The organism is Flavobacterium sp. MMLR14_040, from assembly GCF_033657265.1.
In the GTDB taxonomy this organism is placed as follows: domain Bacteria; phylum Bacteroidota; class Bacteroidia; order Flavobacteriales; family Flavobacteriaceae; genus Flavobacterium.
The window spans coordinates 47,460-67,597 of sequence record NZ_JAWVWO010000009.1 but is presented as its reverse complement, the minus strand read 5'-3'; the positions used below and the strand labels follow the sequence as shown (position 1 = coordinate 67,597).

Annotated in this window: 21 protein-coding genes; 10 read left to right on the top strand and 11 right to left on the bottom strand. The window is 32.8% G+C overall.

The genetic code is table 11. The features are described from left to right. Nucleotides 1–23: 23 nt before the first annotated feature. Nucleotides 24–1,535 (top strand): FMN-binding glutamate synthase family protein, encoded by a 1,512-nt coding sequence (locus SD960_RS13440; protein ID WP_318803863.1) that lies wholly within the window; start codon nucleotides 24–26, stop codon nucleotides 1,533–1,535. A 76-nt stretch (nucleotides 1,536–1,611) separates the two neighbouring features. On the opposite strand, the gene SD960_RS13435 is transcribed toward SD960_RS13440, so the two are convergent. From SD960_RS13435 to SD960_RS13420, 4 genes are all read right to left on the bottom strand, one after another. Beyond that, complete coding sequence (locus SD960_RS13435) at nucleotides 1,612–2,043, bottom strand: hypothetical protein (RefSeq protein WP_318803861.1); 432 nt, start codon at nucleotides 2,041–2,043, stop codon at nucleotides 1,612–1,614. Nucleotides 2,044–2,237: 194 nt separating this feature from the next. Further along, nucleotides 2,238–2,645 carry a hypothetical protein gene (locus SD960_RS13430; RefSeq protein ID WP_318803859.1) on the bottom strand — a complete coding sequence of 136 codons (408 nt, stop codon included), beginning with the start codon at nucleotides 2,643–2,645 and terminating at the stop codon, nucleotides 2,238–2,240. Nucleotides 2,646–2,655: 10 nt separating this feature from the next. Further along, nucleotides 2,656–3,840, bottom strand: coding sequence for a glycoside hydrolase family 88 protein (locus SD960_RS13425; protein ID WP_318803856.1), 1,185 nt, complete (start codon nucleotides 3,838–3,840; stop codon nucleotides 2,656–2,658). A gap of 296 nt (nucleotides 3,841–4,136) precedes the next feature. Continuing rightward, the gene (locus tag SD960_RS13420) at nucleotides 4,137–5,915 is read right to left on the bottom strand and encodes an ABC transporter ATP-binding protein (RefSeq protein ID WP_318803855.1); all 1,779 of its coding nucleotides are present in this window, start codon (nucleotides 5,913–5,915) and stop codon (nucleotides 4,137–4,139) included. 81 nt (nucleotides 5,916–5,996) lie between these two features. Between SD960_RS13420 and SD960_RS13415 the strand changes: the two genes are divergently transcribed. The 5 genes from SD960_RS13415 to SD960_RS13395 all read left to right on the top strand — a co-directional run bounded on the left by SD960_RS13415 (nucleotide 5,997) and on the right by SD960_RS13395 (nucleotide 11,567). Further along, a complete protein-coding gene (locus SD960_RS13415; RefSeq protein ID WP_318803854.1) occupies nucleotides 5,997–6,575 on the top strand; it encodes a non-canonical purine NTP diphosphatase in 579 nt (192 codons plus the stop codon). 194 nt (nucleotides 6,576–6,769) lie between these two features. Further along, nucleotides 6,770–8,701: a DEAD/DEAH box helicase gene (locus SD960_RS13410; protein ID WP_318803853.1), complete on the top strand. Its 1,932-nt coding sequence runs from the start codon at nucleotides 6,770–6,772 to the stop codon at nucleotides 8,699–8,701. Between the two features lie 248 nt (nucleotides 8,702–8,949). Further along, nucleotides 8,950–9,723 (top strand): carboxypeptidase-like regulatory domain-containing protein, encoded by a 774-nt coding sequence (locus SD960_RS13405; RefSeq protein WP_042563229.1) that lies wholly within the window; start codon nucleotides 8,950–8,952, stop codon nucleotides 9,721–9,723. 92 nt (nucleotides 9,724–9,815) lie between these two features. Then, nucleotides 9,816–10,154 carry a DHCW motif cupin fold protein gene (locus tag SD960_RS13400; protein WP_318803851.1) on the top strand — a complete coding sequence of 113 codons (339 nt, stop codon included), beginning with the start codon at nucleotides 9,816–9,818 and terminating at the stop codon, nucleotides 10,152–10,154. A 102-nt stretch (nucleotides 10,155–10,256) separates the two neighbouring features. Next, nucleotides 10,257–11,567, top strand: coding sequence for a DUF389 domain-containing protein (locus tag SD960_RS13395; protein ID WP_318803850.1), 1,311 nt, complete (start codon nucleotides 10,257–10,259; stop codon nucleotides 11,565–11,567). Between the two features lie 284 nt (nucleotides 11,568–11,851). Here the strand turns inward: SD960_RS13395 and SD960_RS13390 are convergent, their stop codons facing one another. From SD960_RS13390 to SD960_RS13380, 3 genes are all read right to left on the bottom strand, one after another. Continuing rightward, nucleotides 11,852–13,312 (bottom strand): aminoacyl-histidine dipeptidase, encoded by a 1,461-nt coding sequence (locus tag SD960_RS13390; RefSeq protein ID WP_318803849.1) that lies wholly within the window; start codon nucleotides 13,310–13,312, stop codon nucleotides 11,852–11,854. 132 nt (nucleotides 13,313–13,444) lie between these two features. After that, a complete protein-coding gene (locus SD960_RS13385; RefSeq protein ID WP_318803847.1) occupies nucleotides 13,445–13,738 on the bottom strand; it encodes a type II toxin-antitoxin system RelE/ParE family toxin in 294 nt (97 codons plus the stop codon). Further along, nucleotides 13,735–13,947, bottom strand: coding sequence for a hypothetical protein (locus tag SD960_RS13380; protein ID WP_065447784.1), 213 nt, complete (start codon nucleotides 13,945–13,947; stop codon nucleotides 13,735–13,737). Before SD960_RS13380 ends, SD960_RS13385 begins: the two co-directional genes overlap by 4 nt. A gap of 87 nt (nucleotides 13,948–14,034) precedes the next feature. On the opposite strand from SD960_RS13380, the gene SD960_RS13375 reads away from it, so the two are divergent. The 3 genes from SD960_RS13375 to SD960_RS13365 all read left to right on the top strand — a co-directional run bounded on the left by SD960_RS13375 (nucleotide 14,035) and on the right by SD960_RS13365 (nucleotide 16,398). Then, nucleotides 14,035–15,096 carry a DUF3810 domain-containing protein gene (locus SD960_RS13375; RefSeq protein WP_318803845.1) on the top strand — a complete coding sequence of 354 codons (1,062 nt, stop codon included), beginning with the start codon at nucleotides 14,035–14,037 and terminating at the stop codon, nucleotides 15,094–15,096. A 165-nt stretch (nucleotides 15,097–15,261) separates the two neighbouring features. Next, a complete protein-coding gene (locus tag SD960_RS13370) occupies nucleotides 15,262–15,756 on the top strand; it encodes an RNA polymerase sigma factor (RefSeq protein ID WP_042563225.1) in 495 nt (164 codons plus the stop codon). Nucleotides 15,757–15,765: 9 nt separating this feature from the next. Continuing rightward, a complete protein-coding gene (locus SD960_RS13365; RefSeq protein WP_318803842.1) occupies nucleotides 15,766–16,398 on the top strand; it encodes a hypothetical protein in 633 nt (210 codons plus the stop codon). Nucleotides 16,399–16,544: 146 nt separating this feature from the next. Here the strand turns inward: SD960_RS13365 and SD960_RS13360 are convergent, their stop codons facing one another. Further along, nucleotides 16,545–17,354, bottom strand: coding sequence for a lysophospholipid acyltransferase family protein (locus tag SD960_RS13360; protein WP_318803841.1), 810 nt, complete (start codon nucleotides 17,352–17,354; stop codon nucleotides 16,545–16,547). Nucleotides 17,355–17,482: 128 nt separating this feature from the next. After that, on the bottom strand, nucleotides 17,483–18,133 hold the full coding sequence (locus SD960_RS13355; RefSeq protein WP_318803839.1) for a CoA pyrophosphatase: 651 nt from the start codon (nucleotides 18,131–18,133) through the stop codon (nucleotides 17,483–17,485). A gap of 91 nt (nucleotides 18,134–18,224) precedes the next feature. On the opposite strand from SD960_RS13355, the gene SD960_RS13350 reads away from it, so the two are divergent. After that, the gene (locus SD960_RS13350; RefSeq protein ID WP_318803837.1) at nucleotides 18,225–18,659 is read left to right on the top strand and encodes a DUF4268 domain-containing protein; all 435 of its coding nucleotides are present in this window, start codon (nucleotides 18,225–18,227) and stop codon (nucleotides 18,657–18,659) included. A gap of 96 nt (nucleotides 18,660–18,755) precedes the next feature. Here the strand turns inward: SD960_RS13350 and SD960_RS13345 are convergent, their stop codons facing one another. Further along, complete coding sequence (locus SD960_RS13345; RefSeq protein WP_318803836.1) at nucleotides 18,756–19,169, bottom strand: hypothetical protein; 414 nt, start codon at nucleotides 19,167–19,169, stop codon at nucleotides 18,756–18,758. 20 nt (nucleotides 19,170–19,189) lie between these two features. Further along, nucleotides 19,190–20,134 carry an NAD(P)H-dependent flavin oxidoreductase gene (locus SD960_RS13340; RefSeq protein WP_318803835.1) on the bottom strand — a complete coding sequence of 315 codons (945 nt, stop codon included), beginning with the start codon at nucleotides 20,132–20,134 and terminating at the stop codon, nucleotides 19,190–19,192. Nucleotides 20,135–20,138: the final 4 nt, after the last annotated feature.

The following is a 20,138-nucleotide window of genomic DNA, read 5'->3' as shown; positions in this document are numbered from 1 at the left end:
TACCTTTTAAATTTTTTAAAAACATGAGAAAAAAATTCTTTATCTACGGACTCTTATTGTTTCTAATTGTTGCAGTCACCTATTATTATACTGAACGCGGTTTTTTACTTGTTATCATTTTACCAATATTATTAGTGGTTGGTGTTTATAACGCCATTCAAACAAAACATGCCATATTAAGAAACTTTCCTGTTTTGGGTTATTTCAGATATTTATTTGAAATGATTGCACCGGAAATTCAACAATACTTTATTGAAAGATCTACAGACGGAAAACCCTTTTCAAGAAACCAGCGTTCATTGGTTTATCAAAGAGCTAAAAACATAGATTCAAGTACACCTTTCGGAACGCAGCAAAACTTAAATCATGATAGCTACGAAGGAATAAAACATTCTATTTTTCCGGCAAAAGTTAATGAAGAATTACCACGTATATTGGTTGGCGGAAAAGATTGTAAACAACCTTATCTTGCTTCTTTATTTAATGTTTCGGCGATGAGTTTTGGTTCGCTAAGCGAAAATGCGGTTCGTGCTATTAATATTGGTGCCAAAAAAGGAAACTTCTACCAAAATACCGGAGAAGGCGGTTTAACAGAATTTCATCTTGCGGGTGGTGGCGATATTACCTGGCAAATTGGTACAGGTTATTTTGGCTGTCGCGATGATGATGGAAATTTCAGTCCTGAAAAATTCTCAGAAAAAGCCAATCTCCCAAACGTAAAAATGATCGAAATTAAACTTTCTCAGGGCGCAAAACCAGGTCATGGAGGTGTACTTCCGGCGGCAAAAAATACCGAACAGATTGCCAAAATCAGAGGTGTTAAACCGCATACGATGATTCTTTCTCCTCCCGGTCACCATGCTTTTTCTGACGGCAAGGGACTTATTCGTTTTATAGCACAATTACGTGAATTATCAAACGGAAAACCAATTGGATTTAAATTGTGTATTGGTAACACCAACGAATTTGAAGCTATTTGCCATGAAATGATTGCCGAAGATATTTATCCTGATTTTATAACCGTTGATGGTGCTGAAGGCGGTACAGGAGCAGCTCCTTTAGAATTTGCTGATGGCGTTGGAATGCCGTTTGAACCTGCATTGATTTTTGTCAATAAAACGCTTATTGCGTTAAATATTCGTGATAAAATAAGAATTATTGGCAGCGGAAAAATCATTTCGGGTTATTCTATTTTACATGCTGTTGCCCTAGGTGCCGATATGTGCAATAGTGCGCGCGGATTTATGTTTTCATTAGGATGTATTCAGGCGCTTCGTTGTCATAATAACGAATGTCCAACCGGAGTTGCAACTCAAAATAAAATGCTAATGAAAGGTTTGGTTGTCACCGACAAATCAGATCGTGTGTATCATTTTCATAAAAACACTTTGCACGCTGCCAATGAACTTTTAGCTGCAGCCGGCAAAACATCTTTTGCTGATGTTGGTCCTAATATTTTTATGCGTGGAGACGAATTCACACATCTTTCTGATATTTATTTTCCTGATATTCTAACCAATGTTAGAAAACAGTAGAAACAAAAAATCCTCTTTAAATAACAAAAGAGGATTTTTTATTTTTGGTAAATTATGTTTTTGGTATTCATTTAAATCAAAGCTTTGCTGTTTCTTTTCCAGCTACAGAACCATTTTCTAAAACTGCCAATTCTTCTTTATCAACTAATTGCTGAGCCAGAATTATATTATTGTAGGATAAAAAGTACACATCAAACTTTACTCCTTCTTCAATTAACGATGGAGAAATTTGATCGTTTTTAATCATGTCTTTAATTAAATCAGGAAAAGTATCTTTATAAGCTAGTTTGTTTACTTCAGTTCCTTCTAAATTGGTTTCAATTCTTATTTCAATTTTATTATCATTCAAGAATGCTTTAGCACTGGTACTAACAACATTTCCTCCTTTTATAGAAGATGAAGTGTTATAATTACTTACATGTTCCTGAATTTTCTGCTTGGTATTTTTGCAGCTTACCAACAACAATGCACAGGTTAAGATGAATACGATTTGAGTAATTTTTTTCATAATTTTTTGGTTTTATGGTTAAATATTAACTCAAACATAGCAAACTTTACAGACAAAAGCAACATAATTTGATAAAAACAAAAACATAACCACTTGAATATAAATAAATTATTACAAAACTAAAAATCTTGTACAGGTACAAAAAAGCCCTTTAATTTTTTTTTTAAAGGGCTTTAATTTTTAAAGTAAATTGATTATTTTTTTATTAATTCCGGCATAGTCTCAGCGTTTACTACTTCTTTTACAAATACAGTATTATCATCAGCCAAAAAATAAACATCAAATTGCACACCTTCATCTACCAATTCTTTCGGAATTTGATCTTTATTTAGCATCTCTCGCAATAAGTCTGAAAATCGTTTTATACTTTCCGTTTTATTAGATTCGTTTTGTTCTAAATTAGTTTCAAAACGCAATTCGATTTTGTTGTCATTTATATATCCTCTGGCAGTTGTAAGTGTTACATTTTCTGCTTTAAAACTGGCAGCGGTGCTATTATAAGTAGCAACATATTCCTGAAGTTTTTGCTTTGTGTTTTTACAGCTTAACAGCATTAACGCAAAAATAAATGCAAACGAAATTTGACTTATTTTCTTCATCATAATCTTTAATTTATTTTAATTTTTGAAGTCTTAAAAGTGCCTCAAGATAATAATAATCGGCGTAATTAATAGAACAATCTATTTCGCTTCCGGCAGGCTTATGTCCGGTTGAATGCAATAAAAATGCTGAGTTCACCTCATGACTTTGATAATGCCCTGAAAGTTCAACAATCATCTTTTTAGATTTTGAAAGATATTCATTTTTTAGTTTTTTATCTTTAGTATAAGAACTCAATTCAATAAGTGCTGAAGAAACAATTGCTGCTGCCGAAGCATCTTTTGGCTCGTTTGGAATATTAGGCGCATTAAAATCCCAATACGGAATTAAATCCTCCGTTGTTAATTTATCCAGATAAACACGTGCTACTTTATGTGCAAAATCCAGAAATTTAGGATCTTTTGTTTCTCTGTAAGTCATTGTAAAACCATAAATCGCCCACGCCTGACCTCTCGCCCACATACTATCGTCGCTATAACCTTGCGCTGTTCTTCCTTTTATTTTTTTGCCAGTTTCATAATCATAAATTAAAACATGATAAGAAGTGTAATCTGGTCTAAAATGATTGTTCATCGTAGTTTCAGCATGTTTGACTGCAATATCGTAAAGCTTTTTATTTCCTCCGTTTTTAGATGCCCAAAAAAGCAATTCTAAATTCATCATGTTATCAATAATCGTATTATGACCGCCCATTTTATTATGTGGCCAGGATTGAATCGTTCCTACTTTTGGATTAAAAAGTGTCGCCAAAGTATCGGCTGTTTTCAGGATAATATCTTTGTATGCTGCGTTTTTCGTTAATAGATAACCATTTCCGAAACTATTAAAAATTTGAAATCCAAGATCGTGATCATTTGCTTTATTTACAGATAAAGGAGTTAAAAATCTACTGAATTTATCTGCTTCCTTTTCCCATTTTTTGTCTCCGGTTGCTTCGTACAAATACCATAATTCTCCGGGCCAGAATCCGCTGGTCCAATCTTTATAATCGACAAATTTCCAATCTTTACTTCCCGTTGGAATACTTCTTGGCGAAGTCCCGTCATTTGGAATCATAGTTAATGTTTTCGATGCTTGTACTGCACAATAATCGAGTTGTTTTCTAATATCAAACGAATTATTTTTTTGTGAATAGCCCATATTCATAAAAAATAAACAGGTTATTAAGGCAGTAAAAATGAAAGATTTTGTAATCATTGTGGTTATAATTTTGGGTAGATAGTTTTGTTTTTAATTGATTAGATAAATTTATAAAATAAAGCTGACCTATTTGGGCTTTGTATTTTTGTGTACCTAAAATGTACAAATGATTTTTGTACGTCGTCATCTTTGTCAAAGTTTAAAACTTTGACAAAGATTCGGTTTTACAATCTTTGTCATCCCGAACGAGGGATCTCCGTAAGTAGCTCGACAAAGATTGGCGATTTTAAATGAGGCGCTTCTTGCGGAGATCCCTCGTTCGAGATGACAAAATGCGCACATACGTATTTCTCTTATTCAAGTGTCTGCGTAATTTTATCAATATTTAAACTATTTGCCATCGCTGTAAATATTTCATAATAAACATCTTTATTATCATATAATTCATCGTGCGTTCCTTGCTCTACACATTCTCCTCTTTCTAATACAATAATATGTGAAGCATCAATAATTTGAGAAATGCTATGTGAAATAATAATTACGGTTCTGTCCTTTTTTATAGCGTCGAGAGATTTTTTTATTTGCTCTGTTGCAATGGCATCCAAACTTGCTGTAGGTTCATCCAGAAAAATAATTGGCGGATTTTTTAAAAATAATCTGGCAATTGCAATTCGCTGTTGTTGTCCGCCTGAAAGCAAATGCGCATCAGAATCATATCCTTTTGGCAATTGCATTACTTGCTCATGAATGTACGCTTGTTTAGCTGCATCAATAATTTCTAATTTTGTAGCATCAGGATTTCCATAAAGAATATTTTCAGCAATTGTGCCTTTAAAAATATGATTCTTCTGCAAAACCAATCCAATATTTTTACGGAGAAAATCAGTATCGTAATCATTTAAATCAACTCCATCTAAATAAATTTTTCCGCTTGACGGCAAATAAAATTTATCTAACAAATTGATAATAGTACTTTTTCCGGCACCGCTTAATCCGACCAATGCGCTGGTTTCATTTGGTTTAATGGTAAAATTAATATTCGAAAGCGCTTTGGTCCCGTTCGGGTAAACAAAGTCTACATTTTTTACTTCGATAAGTCCAACAATTTTGTCTGGAATATAATCTCCACTTGTTTCTTTTTCCTGATCAGATTCTAAAATTTCAAAGAAACCTTCTGAATAAATCAAAGCATCATTTACTTCATCATAAATGCGATGTAATTGTCTAATTGGAGATGAAACATTGTTAAACAACATGATATGAAACATAATCGCGCCAATTGTCATCGTATTATTCAAAACAAAATAAGCCGTCAGAATAATGATAATAACAACTCCTATTTGTTCAATAAAGCCTTTTATACTTTCAAAAATGAAACTCGTTTTTCTGGTCGCCAATTGATTTTCGGTCATTTCAAATTGAATATTCTTATGACGATCGGCTTCCATTGGTTCACGAACAAAAGATTTAATAACCGTTATAGATTCAATTAAACTTATAATTCCGTTATTCTTAGTTTCACGATAATTACGCATTCTCCTTCTAAAACCGCTTAATTTACTGGCTTGCAATTGGCTCACATAAAAATAAATCGGAATGATACATAAGCTTACCAAACCAACGTAAACATTGGCATAAAACATCAATATCAATGCAACAAAAGCATTTGCAAATAAGGGCAAAATATCAATAAAAAAATTCTGAACCAATCTCGTCAAACTGCTGATTCCTAAATCTATTCTGGTTTGAAGTTTTCCGCTTTCATTTTCATTCGAAGTATAAAACTCCATTCTGTAAGTCAGAATTTTTTCGACTATTGACTGAGAAATATCACGGGTTATAAAAATTCGCAGTTTTTCTCCATAAAATTTCTGTCCAAACTGCACTATCGAATAAACCAACTCTTTAGTAAGCAATACAATACTAATAATCTCTAATAAATGAAACCCCTTGGACAAAGGTTCATGTGCTACCATCAATTTATTGATAGAATCAACTGTGTATTTTAATATTAAAGCATTTACCTGTGCGGCAAATGAACCTAAAAAAGTAAGCAGTAAAGTAGCAATTACCATTTTTCGATACGGTTTAACAAAAGGTGTTATTTTTTTATAAAGCGCGGATATCTGCATTTATTTTTATTTTTTAGGCAACTATCAAATATAAGAATTCTAAATTTGTGTTTCAAATTACTCATACTTAAACTTTATAATATGCAACTGGTTTTCGCTTCAAACAATCTAAATAAAATCAAGGAAATTCAAAGTATCCTAAACGGATCGATACAATTATTAAGCTTAGAGGATATTGGCTGTCATGAAGAAATTCCTGAAACGGCTGATACTATTGAAGGAAATGCTATTTTGAAAGCGAATTATGTAACAGAAAAATATGGTTACGATTGTTTTGCAGATGATACGGGTTTAGAAGTTACGGCTTTAAACAGAGAACCTGGCGTTTATTCTGCACGGTATGCCGGCGAACAGCGAAATGCTGACGATAATATGAATAAACTTTTGAATGCTTTGGCGGATAAATCAGATCGTAGTGCCCAGTTCAAGACCGTCATTGCATTAAATATCAAAGGAGAACAACATTTATTTACCGGAATTGCAAGTGGAGAAATTACTTTAGATAAATCTGGAAATCATGGTTTTGGATATGACCCAATATTTCAGCCCGAAAATTATGATGAAACTTTTGCAGCATTATCTTCGTATATAAAGAATAAAATCAGTCATCGTGCGAAAGCAACTCAGCAACTAATTGATTTTCTGAACTCCACAAAATAATTGTTTTAAATACAACATTTTAAAGGGCAGAATTTATATTATTAGACGTAAAATTATTCATTGCATGATCGAACTGATATTACGACAAACATAACTTTTTGATAATCAAATCATAACAAATGCATAATTCTTAAAAATGCATTAGTTTATGTGAAATATTAACAGTAATTTTGCACCCTATTTTAAAAATATATATGAATAAATTTGAACAATTAGGATTGAATGAATCGTTACTGAAGGCGATTTTAGATCTAGGATTTGAGAATCCGTCAGAAGTACAGGAGAAAGCGATTCCCCTATTATTGGAAAAAGATACAGATATGGTTGCGTTGGCTCAGACAGGGACAGGGAAAACGGCAGCTTTCGGTTTTCCGCTAATTCAAAAAATTGATGCTGACAACAGAAATACACAAGCATTAGTTTTATCGCCAACACGAGAACTTTGTTTACAGATTACCAACGAACTTAAAAACTACGCAAAATACGAGAAAGGTATTAATGTGGTAGCAGTTTACGGCGGGGCTAGTATTACAGAGCAAGCTAGGGACATTAAGAGAGGAGCACAAATTATTGTAGCTACTCCGGGAAGAATGCAAGACATGATTAACAGAGGTTTAGTAAACATTAAAAATATAGATTACTGTATTCTTGATGAGGCTGACGAAATGTTGAACATGGGATTTTATGAGGATATCGTTTCGATTTTATCAGATACTCCGGATCAAAAAAGTACATGGTTGTTCTCTGCAACTATGCCACAAGAGGTTGCCAGAATTGCAAAACAATTTATGAGCGACCCTGTTGAAATTACTGTTGGAGCTAAAAACTCTGGTTCTGCAACAGTTTCTCACGAATTTTACTTAGTAAATGCACGTGATCGTTACGAAGCTCTAAAACGTATCGCCGATGCTAACCCGGACATTTTCTCTGTGGTTTTCTGTCGTACTAAAAGAGATACTCAGGCCGTAGCCGAAAAATTAATTGAAGATGGATACAGCGCTGCTGCATTGCACGGGGATTTATCTCAGGCGCAACGTGATGGTGTAATGAAATCTTTCCGTGGAAGACAAATTCAAATGCTTGTTGCAACTGACGTTGCTGCACGTGGTATTGACGTTGATAATATTACTCACGTAGTAAATTACCAACTTCCTGACGAAATTGAAACATACAATCACCGTTCTGGACGTACTGGTAGAGCTGGAAGATTAGGAACTTCTATCGTAATTGTTACTAAAAGTGAATTACGTAAAATTTCTTCTATCGAAAGAATCATCAAACAAAAATTCGAAGAAAAACAAATTCCATCAGGAATTGAAATCTGCGAAATTCAATTATTGCACTTAGCAACTAAAATTAAAGATACTGAAGTTGATCACGAAATTGACAACTATTTGCCAGCAATCAATAACGTTCTTGAAGGTTTATCGAAAGAAGAACTGATCAAGAAAATGGTTTCAGTAGAATTTAACCGTTTTATTGCTTACTACAAAAAGAACAGAGATATTTCCGCTCAATCTTCTGGAGAGAGACGCGAAAGAAACGACTCTGAGCCAAGAGAATTCAATAATAACGGAGCAGTTCGTTATTTTGTGAACATCGGTTCAAGAGATAATTTCGATTGGATGACTCTTAAGGATTATTTGAAAGAAACATTAGACTTAGGTCGTGATGACGTTTTCAAAGTGGATGTAAAAGAAGGTTTCTCTTTCTTTAATACTGATCCTGAGCATACTGATAAAGTAATGGAAGTATTAAACAACGTACAGTTAGAAGGACGTCGTATTAATGTTGAAATTTCTAAAAATGATGGTGGCGGAAGACGTGACCATAACGGACGCTCTGGTGGTGGACGTTCTTCTGGAGGTCCAAGACGTGAAGGTTCTGGCGGAGGAAGTTTCGGCCCAAGACGTGAAGGTTCTGGTGGCGGAGGTTTTAGAAGCGACAGAAATTCAGCTCCAAGAGAAGGAGGCGGTTTTAGAAGCGACAGAAACTCATCTGCTCCAAAAAGAGAAGGTGGTTTTAGAAGTTCTGCTCCAAGAAACGAAGGTGGTTCAGACAGAGCTCCAAGACGTTCTGAAAGCTTTGGTGATGCACCAAGACCAAGAAGACCAAGAAGAGACTAATAAGTCAATATCTTAAAATACAAAATCCCAAATTCCAGAAATACTTGGAATTTGGGATTTTTTTATACAAAAACCTTGTTCTGAATTGATGAGTCTTGCAATTCAAACAAAATTTAAATCTCCTCACTTCTTTTTACTTAAATACTAAAAAGCAGCAATTCTTGCTTTGTTAATTTTCTGATAATTATATTCAAAGACTGCGAAATATTTAATCCCGATTTACTACTTTTAGTGCTTTAAATCAGGATATGAAATATTTCGCCGTTTTCTTTTTTACACTATTCTCAACTTTTGGTTTTGCACAAGACACAGAATCTAATGTTCCGCAAAGAGTATCAGGATACATTATCAATGACAATAGTAAACAACCTCTTCCTAACGTAAATATCATTAACACAAACAAAGTTCGTGGCGCAAAATCTGACGCTAAAGGATACTTTGAAATTGATGTACAGCCAAATGATACGATTCACTTTTCGATTTTAGGTTTTCAGTCTTTGAGAATTAGAGTTACGAATGACTGGATAAAAAATAAAGTAACCAGAATTCAGCTTACCGAAAAAGCGATTGCACTTGAAGAAGTTATCATTGCACCTTTTAGTTTAACCGGTTATCTTGAAGTTGACTCGAAATTAATTCCTACCAAAGAAAATTATCGTTATAGCATTTCAGGTCTTACACAAGGTTATGAAGCTGGAGAATATTCGCCAAATGCTTTTGGAAAAGTATTGGGATCTATTTTTAATCCAGCTGACGTGTTATATGGTTTCTTTGGAAAAAATGGAAAAGAGCTCAAGAAATTAAAGGAAATGAAGAAAGACGATACGGTTAGAAATCTTTTGGAATCAAAATACGATCGCGAAACTGTTTCTGTGCTTTTAGGTGTTAGCAAGGATGAAATTCCGGAGATTTTGCAACGCTGCAACTATTCTGATTCTTTTATTCAAACAGCAAACGATTTACAAATTATGGACGCTATTAGTGCCTGTTATGAGCAATATAAAGTATTAAAACGTAATTAATCTTACCTTTTAAACAGAAAATCAAAATCCTCATTTACGATTCGTAACTGAGGATTTTTTATTAACCATTAATTAATCAAACCAAAAAAACTATGACTGCAATACCTTTTCAAACCATTGACTGGACACAAATTACAAAGACGGAACATCCGGGAGAAACCGGAACCGCTTATTGGCAAACCTTACAACTAGGAGGTTTACGAATTCGAAAAGTTACTTATTCTGAAAATTATATGGCCGATCATTGGTGCCAAAAAGGGCATATTGTACATTGTTTGGAAGGTGAATTTGTAAGCGAATTAGAAAATGGAGAAAAATTTGAACTTTCAAAAGGAATGACTTATGTAGTTTCTGATGATGTAAGTTCACATCGTTCCATAACAATAAAAGGTGTTGAACTATTAATAATTGATGGAGACTTTTTAAAATAGCATCTCTCTGTAAATAATATTTAGATACTTTCTCTCTGAAATTTCTCATTAGATCCCTTTTTTTTGATTAAATTAGACATTATTACTTCTTTCCTAACTACCATGACAGATTTAACTCAAAAGATTTTAAATTTTATTGATCTTCACAAAGGTGAGGAAAATAAAAAATCAGTAATAGAAAATATTACGGGTTCGGTATCTTTTAGAGGTTCAAATATTTGGATTTTAGCTTGTGCCATTATTATCGCGTCAGTTGGATTAAATGTAAATTCGACAGCAGTAATTATTGGGGCAATGTTAATTTCACCGTTAATGGGACCAATTGTTGGAGCAGGTTTTGGTCTGGGAATGTATGATTTTGAGCTTTTAAAAAAATCAATTAAAAATCTTGTTATTGCAACCCTGGTAAGCCTGGTTACTTCTACGATATATTTTTATCTTAGCCCGTTTAAAGAAGCACAATCCGAATTGTTAGCAAGAACATCTCCAAATATTTATGATATTTTAATTGCATTTTTTGGTGGCTTAGTTGGTGTAATTGCAGTAACCCGTGTAGAAAAAGGAAATCCAATTCCAGGCGTTGCCATTGCCACTGCCCTGATGCCTCCGCTTTGTACTGCAGGTTACAGCCTGGCGCTTGGAAACTTCATTTATTTTTTGGGTGCAATGTATCTGTATACTATCAATTGTGTTTTTATTTGCATTGCAACTTTTATGATTGTAAAATATTTAAAATATCCAATCGCAAAACAACTTGATATAAAGCATGAAAAGCAAGTGAAGTACGGAATTTCTGTTTTAATTTTATTTCTGATTGTGCCCAGTGTGTATTTTGCATATCAGTTATACAATCAAAAAAGCTATACTTCAAGAACAGAAATTTTTATCCAAAATGAATTTCTTAATAATGACTATCCATTGATCTATAAAAAAATCAGATACAATACGAATCCCAAAAGAATTGAATTAGCCTTTTTAGCTAAAAAATTTGATGACAGCGAAATTATTGGTCTCAACAAAAAGCTCGCTGATTATAATTTACCTAACACAAAACTGATTATCAGACAAGATACTGTAAATTTGAGAAGAGATATCATGAACCAAATTAATAGCAATCAAAATATTGCAGATCAAAAAGATATTTTAATCACTAGTTTACAAAGCCAATTATCACAGTATCATTTTAACACAAAGCAAATTAATGACGAAGTCAAAATATTATTTCCAACTATAACTTCTCTTGAAATCGGAAATTACACTATTGAAAACAAAGAAAATAAATCTAAAATTATTCCGGTGATCCTTTATCAAACAAAGAAAAAAATTGATTTAGATACACAACAAAAAATGAAATTGTGGCTAAAAGAAAGACTAAAAAAGGATTCTATTGAAGTATACCAACAAAACAATTAAAAAAAATTTAAAGACAAACAATAGTATTAATAAATCAAAAATAAAATATCATGTCAAAAGGTCAAGATGCTAAAAAAACAGCAAAAAAAGAACCGTTGAAAACGGCTAAAGAAAAGAAAGAAGAAAAAAGAGAAAAGAAAAATTCTCCTAAAAGAGATTAACTTAGTTTACAGTCTCAGTTTGCAGTTCTTTAAAACTGAATACTGAGACTGAGACTTTTAAACATTCAGTCACAGTTTACAGTTCTCAGTCAAACTGAATACTGTAAACTGCGACTGTAAACTTTATTTTACCGGTATATTCGAAAGAATTTCTAATACAAATTTCCAATATTTTTGAGCAGATGAAATACTTGCTCTTTCATCTGGAGAATGGGCACCGTGAATTGTTGGTCCGAAAGAAATCATATCCATATCAGGATAATTTGTTCCTAAAATTCCACATTCTAAACCAGCGTGACAAGCTACAACTTTTGGTTTTTCGCCGTTTTGTTTCTCATAAATTCCTACCAAAGTATCTAAAATTTCAGAGTTTACATTTGGTGTCCAGCCTGGATAAGAACCAGAAAGTTCTACCTCGCAGCCTACCAATTCAAAAGCAGAACGCAATGAGTTTGCTAAATCAAATTTTGAACTTTCAACAGAAGAACGAGTTAAGCATCCAACTAAAATCTCACCATCTTTTATAATAACGCGCGCGATATTATTTGAAGTTTCAACTAAATCAGCCATATCCGGACTCATTCTGTAAACACCATTGTGAGCGGCATAAATTGCTCTTATGATTCCTTCCTGAACACCCAAATCCATTACTTTCTCTGGTAAATCGCATTTTACGATTTCAATTGTAAGGTTTGGTTCCGTCGTTTTATATTCAGCTTTAATATCATTTATAATTTCCTGCATATCAAAAATGTAGGCTTCATCAAACATTTCAGAAATAATTACTTTAGCAACACTTTCTCTCGGAATAGCATTTCGTAAACTTCCACCATTGATCTCAACAACCTGCAGTCCGAAATTCTCAAAACCATCAAATAACAAGCGATTCATAATTTTATTGGCATTACCAAGACCTTTATGGATATCCATTCCGGAATGTCCTCCATTTAAACCTTTTACGGTAATAATATGACCAACTGAACCTTCAGGAACTTCCTCTTCATGATACGTTCTTGTAGCCGTTACATCAATTCCACCCGCACATCCTATATCAATTTCATCGTCTTCTTCGGTATCTAAATTCAATAAAATCTGACCTTGAAGAATTCCGCCTTTTAAATTTAAAGCGCCCGTCATTCCTGTTTCTTCATCAATTGTAAACAACGCTTCGATTGCAGGATGCGGAATATCCTTGCTTTCTAAAATTGCCATAATTGTCGCTACTCCTAACCCATTGTCAGCACCAAGGGTTGTTCCTCTGGCACGAACCCAGTCACCGTCAACATACATATCAATTCCTTGTGTATCGAAATCAAAAACGGTATCTGCATTTTTTTGATGTACCATATCAAGATGTCCCTGCATTACAATCGCTTTGCGATTTTCCATTCCCGGCGTGGCAGGTTTTCTAATGATTACATTTCGAATTTCGTCTTCAAAAGTTTCTAAACCTAAGCTGTTTCCAAAGTTTTTCATAAACTCGATCACACGCTCTTCTTTCTTAGACGGACGTGGAACTGCGTTTAAATCTGCAAATTTATTCCAAAGTGCTTTCGGTTCCAGATTTCTTATTTCCTGACTCATTATATTTTGTTTGAAGTTTAACAATTAAGAGTTCCAAAGTTACAAAGTTTAGCAGGATTGTATTCGTTTTTTTGCCACGAATTACGCTAATGAACGCAAATTATAATCAATACTCAAACTGCGTCACAAGAATTATTTAGGATATTTGGATGGATTTAATGATGTATTAAAAACAGATATAACGTAAATTGTTTTTAAATTTTCATCAATAAAGTAAAAGATAATAAAGGGGAATTTTTTAGTGGGTAAACCGTGATAATCTTTATATCTAATTTGAAAGAAAGGATTTTTTGTCAATGTTTTTATATGATCATCAATTATCTTGTGAAAATACTCACCTAATCCGGACTGTTTAGCCTCATAATAATCAATTGCATCTTGTATATCAAGAATTGCTCTTGGCTCGATTACAACTTCAAAAATCATTTTCCGGATTTAAAACGCAATTGTTTTTTTGCTTCATTCCACGGAAGAAAATCCTCAACTTTGGATGTCGATCTTCTTTCATCTAATAAATTTTTCATTTCTTCAGTTACAGAAAATTCGTTAATTACGGTTTCGTAATTAAATTTTTCTATTAATTGCATAAAGAATGACAATTCGTTATCTGGAATATTTAAAGTAATTTGTGTCATTTTTTTCCCTTTTATTAAATAACAAATTTACAAAAAAAGAAAGCGAACAACTATATTAATTATTATTTTTATACCAAAAGCAAAATCGTGAGAAGAAAATATATCCTTCCTTTATTTCTATTAATTCAAATTATCTTTTTAAAAATCCTTCCCTATTTTCCGGATTTTGTTGAAGGCTTTTACAGTAACAATTTTTTTGTTAGAATTTCACACTTTTCAAGATCTCTTTTAGGTAAAATTCCATTTTCAGTCGGCGATTGTATCTATGCTATTTTGCTCTTGTCTATAATAAGCTGGTTTTGGAAAATACGAAAAACATGGAAAACAGATTGGAAAGACCATCTTTTAAAAATTTTAGGTAAAATTTCAGTTTTTTACTTTTTCTTTCATCTATTATGGGCTTTTAACTATTATCGCGAACCTCTTTTTGAAAAAATGGAAATCAAAAGAGAATATAGCGATGCTGAATTTTTAGCTTTTACAAAAAGATTAATAGTTAAGACGAATGAAGTTCAGTTTACCATTACAAAAAATGACACTGCAAAAATTGTTTTTCCTTACTCACAAAAAGAATCATTTCAAATGATTTTAAATGGTTATGATAATTTAGCCAAAGAGCATCCTTATTTTAAATATAGAATCTTAAGCGTTAAAAAATCATTATTCAGTACACCTTTGACATATATGGGATTTGGCGGATATTTAAATCCGTTTACTAACGAGGCGCAGATTAATGATTTATTACCAATGTACAATTTTCCTCAAACTACAGCTCACGAAATGGCACATCAAATTGGGTTTGCCAGTGAAAATGAATGTAATTTTATTGGTGTTTTGGCTTCTCTTAAAAATGATAATCTTTACTACCAATACGCAGGATATAGTTTTACATTGAATTATTGTCTGGGAATTTGGAAATTTAAAAATGAAAAAGTTTTTAATCAATTAAAAAAATCTGTGCATATCGGAATTTTAAAAAACTATAAGGAAAGCGAGGATTTTCACAAAAAGTATAATACTTTTCTCGATGAAGGTTTTTATTTTCTTTATGATAATTTCCTGAAATCAAACAATCAAAAAGACGGTATGGAGAGTTACAGTAAATTTTTAGATTTGATGGTGAATTATTATAAAACCCGAAAATTATAGTTTTTTGCCACAGATTAAATGATTAAAAAAGATTTAACATCGAAGCCTTTAAACTCTGGTAAAAAAGTTCAAAACAGATAAAAAAATCATTAAAATCTTTTAATCTGTGGCAAAAAAAAAGAAACGAGTTGTAACAAAAATGATTTCAGAACTACTAATACATTTATGACCGAAAACCTAGAACAATCATTTGTTGCGCAATTGCAGGCAAATCAGAATATAATCCACAAGATTTGTAGATTATATACTGCCGGCGAAGATGCACATAAAGATTTGTTTCAGGAAATAACAATTCAGCTCTGGAAAGCGTATCCAAAATTTAGGGGCGACAGTAAATTTTCGACCTGGACGTACCGCGTGGCCTTAAATACCGCCATTACTTTATACCGCAAAACCAAACGAACCGTATCGACAGTAGAATATGAAAGCCATCAGCATTTTGTAAAAGATGTTGATTACAATTATGAAGAGGAAGAACAAATTAAATTGATGTACAAAGCCGTTTATCAACTTAATGACATCGAAAAAGCATTAGTTTTTATGTATTTAGAAGACAAAGATTATCAAGAAATAGCCGAAACTCTCGGAATCAGCGAAGTGAATGCACGTGTGAAAATGAACAGAATTAAAGGGAAACTCAAAAAAATACTAAATCCTTAAAAATTATTTATGAAAGAACTGGATTTATTAAAAAAAGACTGGAAAAAGAACTCGGATTCTTTTGAACAAATTTCGGAAAATGAAATCTACAAAATGATTCATAAAAAGTCTTCTTCGATCGTGAAGTGGATTTTGATAATCAGTATTTTAGAGATATTATTCTGGACGGTTTCAAACTTCTTTTTTAGTACAGATGAAATGCTGATTAAGATAAAACACGCAGAAATGATATTTTATCTTGAACTTTTAACTTATTTCAATTATGTAGTAGTACTGATATTTGTGTACTTTTTTTACAAAAATTACAAAACAATATCAACAACAGGTTCTACCAAATTATTGATGAGCAGTATTTTAAAAACCAGAAAAACGGTTCAATACTACGTTTGGTACAATTTAGGAATGGCTGTTTTAAGCTCAATTATCAGCTTTTTTATTGCATTTGTATATAATCCCGAAATGGAATTTTTAAGAGATAAATTATCTTCAAACGGAAAAGCAATGATGATGACAGTTGGTATTTTATTTCTTGTAACGCTTGCGTTTTTAGGGATATTTTGGTGTTTCTACAGATTATTGTACGGAACTTTATTACGAAGATTATATGCTAATTATAAAGAGTTGAAGAAGATAGATTTTTAAAAAGGTCCAAAGGTACAGAGTGACAAAGGTTCAAAGTTTTTTTTAAAGTCGCTATCCCGAAGCCTCGGGACTTAGCTACTAAGTCCTAGTTTTCCAACCTGAAACGAAAGTTTTTCAATCTAAAATCTAAACTCTGAAATAAATCATTAGTATTCCCATCTTCTCAGTTGGTTCAATTCTTCCTGTACTTTTAATTCTTCAGCAGGAATAACTTTTAAAAATGATGGATGCTGTTCGATGGCGTATTCTACTTTTTCAACTATTTCGTCGATTGTATCATTTTCATAATCAATATCAAGAGGTTCTTTGATGATGAAAGACTGCAAAATTCCTTTCTTTTTCATTCGTAAACCTTTTTTATCAAATGAACGACGGAAACCATCAATTACTATAGGAATTACAATTGGTTTATGTTGTTTAATGATATGTGCAGTACCTTTTCTAACAGGTTTAAATGATTTTGTAGTTCCTTGCGGAAACGTAATTACCCAGCCATCTTCTAGCGCAATTCTAATATTTTCGGTATCATTTGGGTTTACATCACGTTTTTCTGTTACATCGACCCCTTTAGCCCGCCAAGTTCTTTCTACGGTAATAGCACCCACATATGCTAAAATTCTTGGCAGCAATCCGGCCTGCATAGTTTCTTTGGCTGCAACATAATACAAATTCATTTTAGGCTGCCACAAATAACCAATATTCTTAATTGTATCCTGACGTCCGCTTAAACTTGCATTAAACACATGGAACATCGCTACAACATCAGCAAAGTAAGTTTGGTGATTGGATATAAACAAAACATTTGTCTCAGGCAATGTTTTAATTATTTCAGATCCTTCAATCTGCAAATCATTAAACCCCCTGTATCTTCGGTGCGTCATAGCGCCCAAAATACGGATTAACCATTTTTTGATAAATAATATATGTCCGAAAGGATTTCGTTTAAACAATCCCATAGCAGTGTATTGTGTTTATTTTTTGTTAGGTCGCAAACATACAAAAATTATTCGTTTAGCAATAACAATAAGCAATTTCGGGAAAATTTTGTTATTCTTATGAATATCAAATTGTTAATTTTGTGTTTTTACAAACTTTCTCCAAAACTCGTTTTCAAAACCTCTCTAAGTTCACTTAAAATCATGGCTGTTGCCCCCCAAACAATATGATTTTGAATATTGAATGCGGGAACTAAAATATTAGATCCGTAAGAAGTTGACAATGTGGCTTCCATAATTATTTCATCGTCTAAAAAAACGGAGAGCGGCAACTCTATAATATCTGCTACTTCACGAACATCCGGATAAAATGAAAGTTCATCGTGCGATATTCCTAAAAAAGGATGCACCAAAAAATTACTTGGCGGAATGTACATGGGAGAAAATTCCTTTATAATTTCTATCTTTTCAGATAGAATTCCAACTTCCTCCTGCGTTTCCCGCAATGCAGTTGCTTCATAACTAATATCAAAAGTCTCATATTTTCCTCCGGGAAATGCGATTTGTGACGAATGAACTCCTTCATAAGCATTTCTCACTATCAAAACCAAATGTGTTTCTTTGTTCTTTGGATACAAAAGCATCATTACAGCAGCAATTCTGGGATTTACAGCTCGTAAATCAAGATTTTTTAACGCGTCGGCACGTTCTTTTGGGGCCATTTTTATATGCGCAGCTTCTGCCGGAAGTTCAACTGGAATTAAATTAGGAACATATTGCAAAAAATCTTGAAAATCCATATTCAAAGTTTATTTTTGTACTTTCAAATAAAATATAAATATAGTTCAGAAAACGCGGTTCTACAAGTTTTCACAAATCAAAGCCATAAAAATGTACAGTAGAGAAGAATCACAAAAGTTAAAAAGAGAGTTTTGGGTGGCTTTCGCCGAAAAATATCCACGTAAATGGGTACTTTATGACACCAAAATCAAAGACTTTTCTTTTAAATTTTATGTGGATAATAAAAAAGCGCAGGTTTTAATTGATATTGAACATCGAAGTGACGAAAAGCGAATTGCTTATTTCGAAAAAATAGAAGCTTTAAAAAATATTCTCGAAGAAGAATTTATAAAAGATTTGGTTTTCGAAAAAAACTATACGCTTGAAAGCGGTAAAACCATTAGCCGAATTTGGGTAGAAAAACAAAGCGTTGGTTTTAGCAATCGCAATAATTGGGATGCTATTTTCGATTTCTTTTTTGAAAACATGCATGCTCTTGAAATGTTTTATCTCGAGTATGATGAGTTTGTTAAGGATATTTCTTGAGAGAAGGTTCTAAGTTACTGAGATACTAAGTTTATTCAATAATATAAACCCGACAGATGTAAAACATCTGTCGGGTTTATATTTACTCAGCAATAGTTACACACTAAAAATATTATAAACAATAATACGATCATCGTAATTAATATATAATTGCTTGCGATAATCTTGTTTTTTACGGGTAATGATAGATACTTTACAGTCCATTCCGTTATTATCTTTACACATGAATGAATATACTATATCAGTATCATTTTCTTCTCTTTCGATATAATCTAAAATACTAAAAAGCTGAATTTCCTGCGAATAAACTACAATACGGTGTTTATTAGTATCGAGTATTACAGAAAGATTTACCAAATCAAGATTGGACCACTCGCCCCATTTTCCTCTTTCATTTTTCTCCAAAACACTAAACCCCGATGTTTTAAATTGATAGGCCTGACTGTAAGCTTGTTGCAAACCCAATCCTAAGAAAAACAATATAATATAATAAGTGCGGATAATTTTCATAATATAATTCTTGCAGATAATTAAAACTCAAATTTAACCTTTTCCTGAAGGGCAATTTCAAAATCTGCTATCATTTCTTTAATAATTTGTTCAACAGGCAAAATCTCATGAATCAATCCGGCTACTTGTCCAATTTCAAGTTCGCCTTCATCAAGATCTCCTTCAAACATTCCTTTTTTTGCCCTGGCTCTTCCTAATAACTGAACTAAATCTTCTTTAGAAGGACACTTTTCATATAAATCCTGAACATCCTGATAAAATTTATTTTTAATCAATCGTACAGGAGCTAATTCTTTCAATGTCAATTGAGTATCGCCTTCTTTTATATCAACTATCTTTTGTTTGAAATTATTGTGTGAGGATGATTCTAATGATGCGGCAAAACGACTTCCAACCTGAACTCCGTCTGCCCCTAAAATCATCGCTGCCAGCATTCCGCGTCCTGTTGCAATTCCACCCGCCGCGATAATCGGAATCTGGATTTTTTCTTTTACCATTGGAATCAGCGTCAAAGTTGTAGTTTCGTCACGACCATTATGACCGCCTGCTTCAAAACCTTCTGCTACAATAGCATCTACTCCTGCATCTTGTGCTTTAAGAGCAAAAATACTGCTGCTTACAACATGAACAACTGTAATTCCTTTTTCTTTCAAAAAAGAAGTCCACGTTTTAGGATTTCCCGCAGAATTAAAAACGATTTTTACGTCTTCTTCTACAATAATATTCATGATTTCTTCGATGTTTGGGTACAACATCGGAATATTAACTCCAAAAGGTTTATTCGTAGCTTTTTTGCATTTCTGAATATGTTCCCTTAAAACTTCAGGATACATGGATCCGGCACCAATTAGTCCTAAACCGCCAGAATTACTCACGGCAGAGGCTAATTTATAACCGCTTGCCCAAATCATTCCTCCCTGAATTATTGGATATTTTATATTGAAAAGTTGCGTAATTTTATTCATTCAA

Coding starts and splice junctions, on each gene's coding strand:
- SD960_RS13440 (WP_318803863.1), top strand. CDS start 24: ATGAGAAAAAAATTCTTTATCTACGGACTCTTATTGTTTCTAATTGTT.
- SD960_RS13435 (WP_318803861.1), bottom strand. CDS start 2,043: ATGAAAAAAATTACTCAAATCGTATTCATCTTAACCTGTGCATTGTTG.
- SD960_RS13430 (WP_318803859.1), bottom strand. CDS start 2,645: ATGATGAAGAAAATAAGTCAAATTTCGTTTGCATTTATTTTTGCGTTA.
- SD960_RS13425 (WP_318803856.1), bottom strand. CDS start 3,840: ATGATTACAAAATCTTTCATTTTTACTGCCTTAATAACCTGTTTATTT.
- SD960_RS13420 (WP_318803855.1), bottom strand. CDS start 5,915: ATGCAGATATCCGCGCTTTATAAAAAAATAACACCTTTTGTTAAACCG.
- SD960_RS13415 (WP_318803854.1), top strand. CDS start 5,997: ATGCAACTGGTTTTCGCTTCAAACAATCTAAATAAAATCAAGGAAATT.
- SD960_RS13410 (WP_318803853.1), top strand. CDS start 6,770: ATGAATAAATTTGAACAATTAGGATTGAATGAATCGTTACTGAAGGCG.
- SD960_RS13405 (WP_042563229.1), top strand. CDS start 8,950: ATGAAATATTTCGCCGTTTTCTTTTTTACACTATTCTCAACTTTTGGT.
- SD960_RS13400 (WP_318803851.1), top strand. CDS start 9,816: ATGACTGCAATACCTTTTCAAACCATTGACTGGACACAAATTACAAAG.
- SD960_RS13395 (WP_318803850.1), top strand. CDS start 10,257: ATGACAGATTTAACTCAAAAGATTTTAAATTTTATTGATCTTCACAAA.
- SD960_RS13390 (WP_318803849.1), bottom strand. CDS start 13,312: ATGAGTCAGGAAATAAGAAATCTGGAACCGAAAGCACTTTGGAATAAA.
- SD960_RS13385 (WP_318803847.1), bottom strand. CDS start 13,738: ATGATTTTTGAAGTTGTAATCGAGCCAAGAGCAATTCTTGATATACAA.
- SD960_RS13380 (WP_065447784.1), bottom strand. CDS start 13,947: ATGACACAAATTACTTTAAATATTCCAGATAACGAATTGTCATTCTTT.
- SD960_RS13370 (WP_042563225.1), top strand. CDS start 15,262: ATGACCGAAAACCTAGAACAATCATTTGTTGCGCAATTGCAGGCAAAT.
- SD960_RS13365 (WP_318803842.1), top strand. CDS start 15,766: ATGAAAGAACTGGATTTATTAAAAAAAGACTGGAAAAAGAACTCGGAT.
- SD960_RS13360 (WP_318803841.1), bottom strand. CDS start 17,354: ATGGGATTGTTTAAACGAAATCCTTTCGGACATATATTATTTATCAAA.
- SD960_RS13355 (WP_318803839.1), bottom strand. CDS start 18,133: ATGGATTTTCAAGATTTTTTGCAATATGTTCCTAATTTAATTCCAGTT.
- SD960_RS13350 (WP_318803837.1), top strand. CDS start 18,225: ATGTACAGTAGAGAAGAATCACAAAAGTTAAAAAGAGAGTTTTGGGTG.
- SD960_RS13345 (WP_318803836.1), bottom strand. CDS start 19,169: ATGAAAATTATCCGCACTTATTATATTATATTGTTTTTCTTAGGATTG.
- SD960_RS13340 (WP_318803835.1), bottom strand. CDS start 20,134: ATGAATAAAATTACGCAACTTTTCAATATAAAATATCCAATAATTCAG.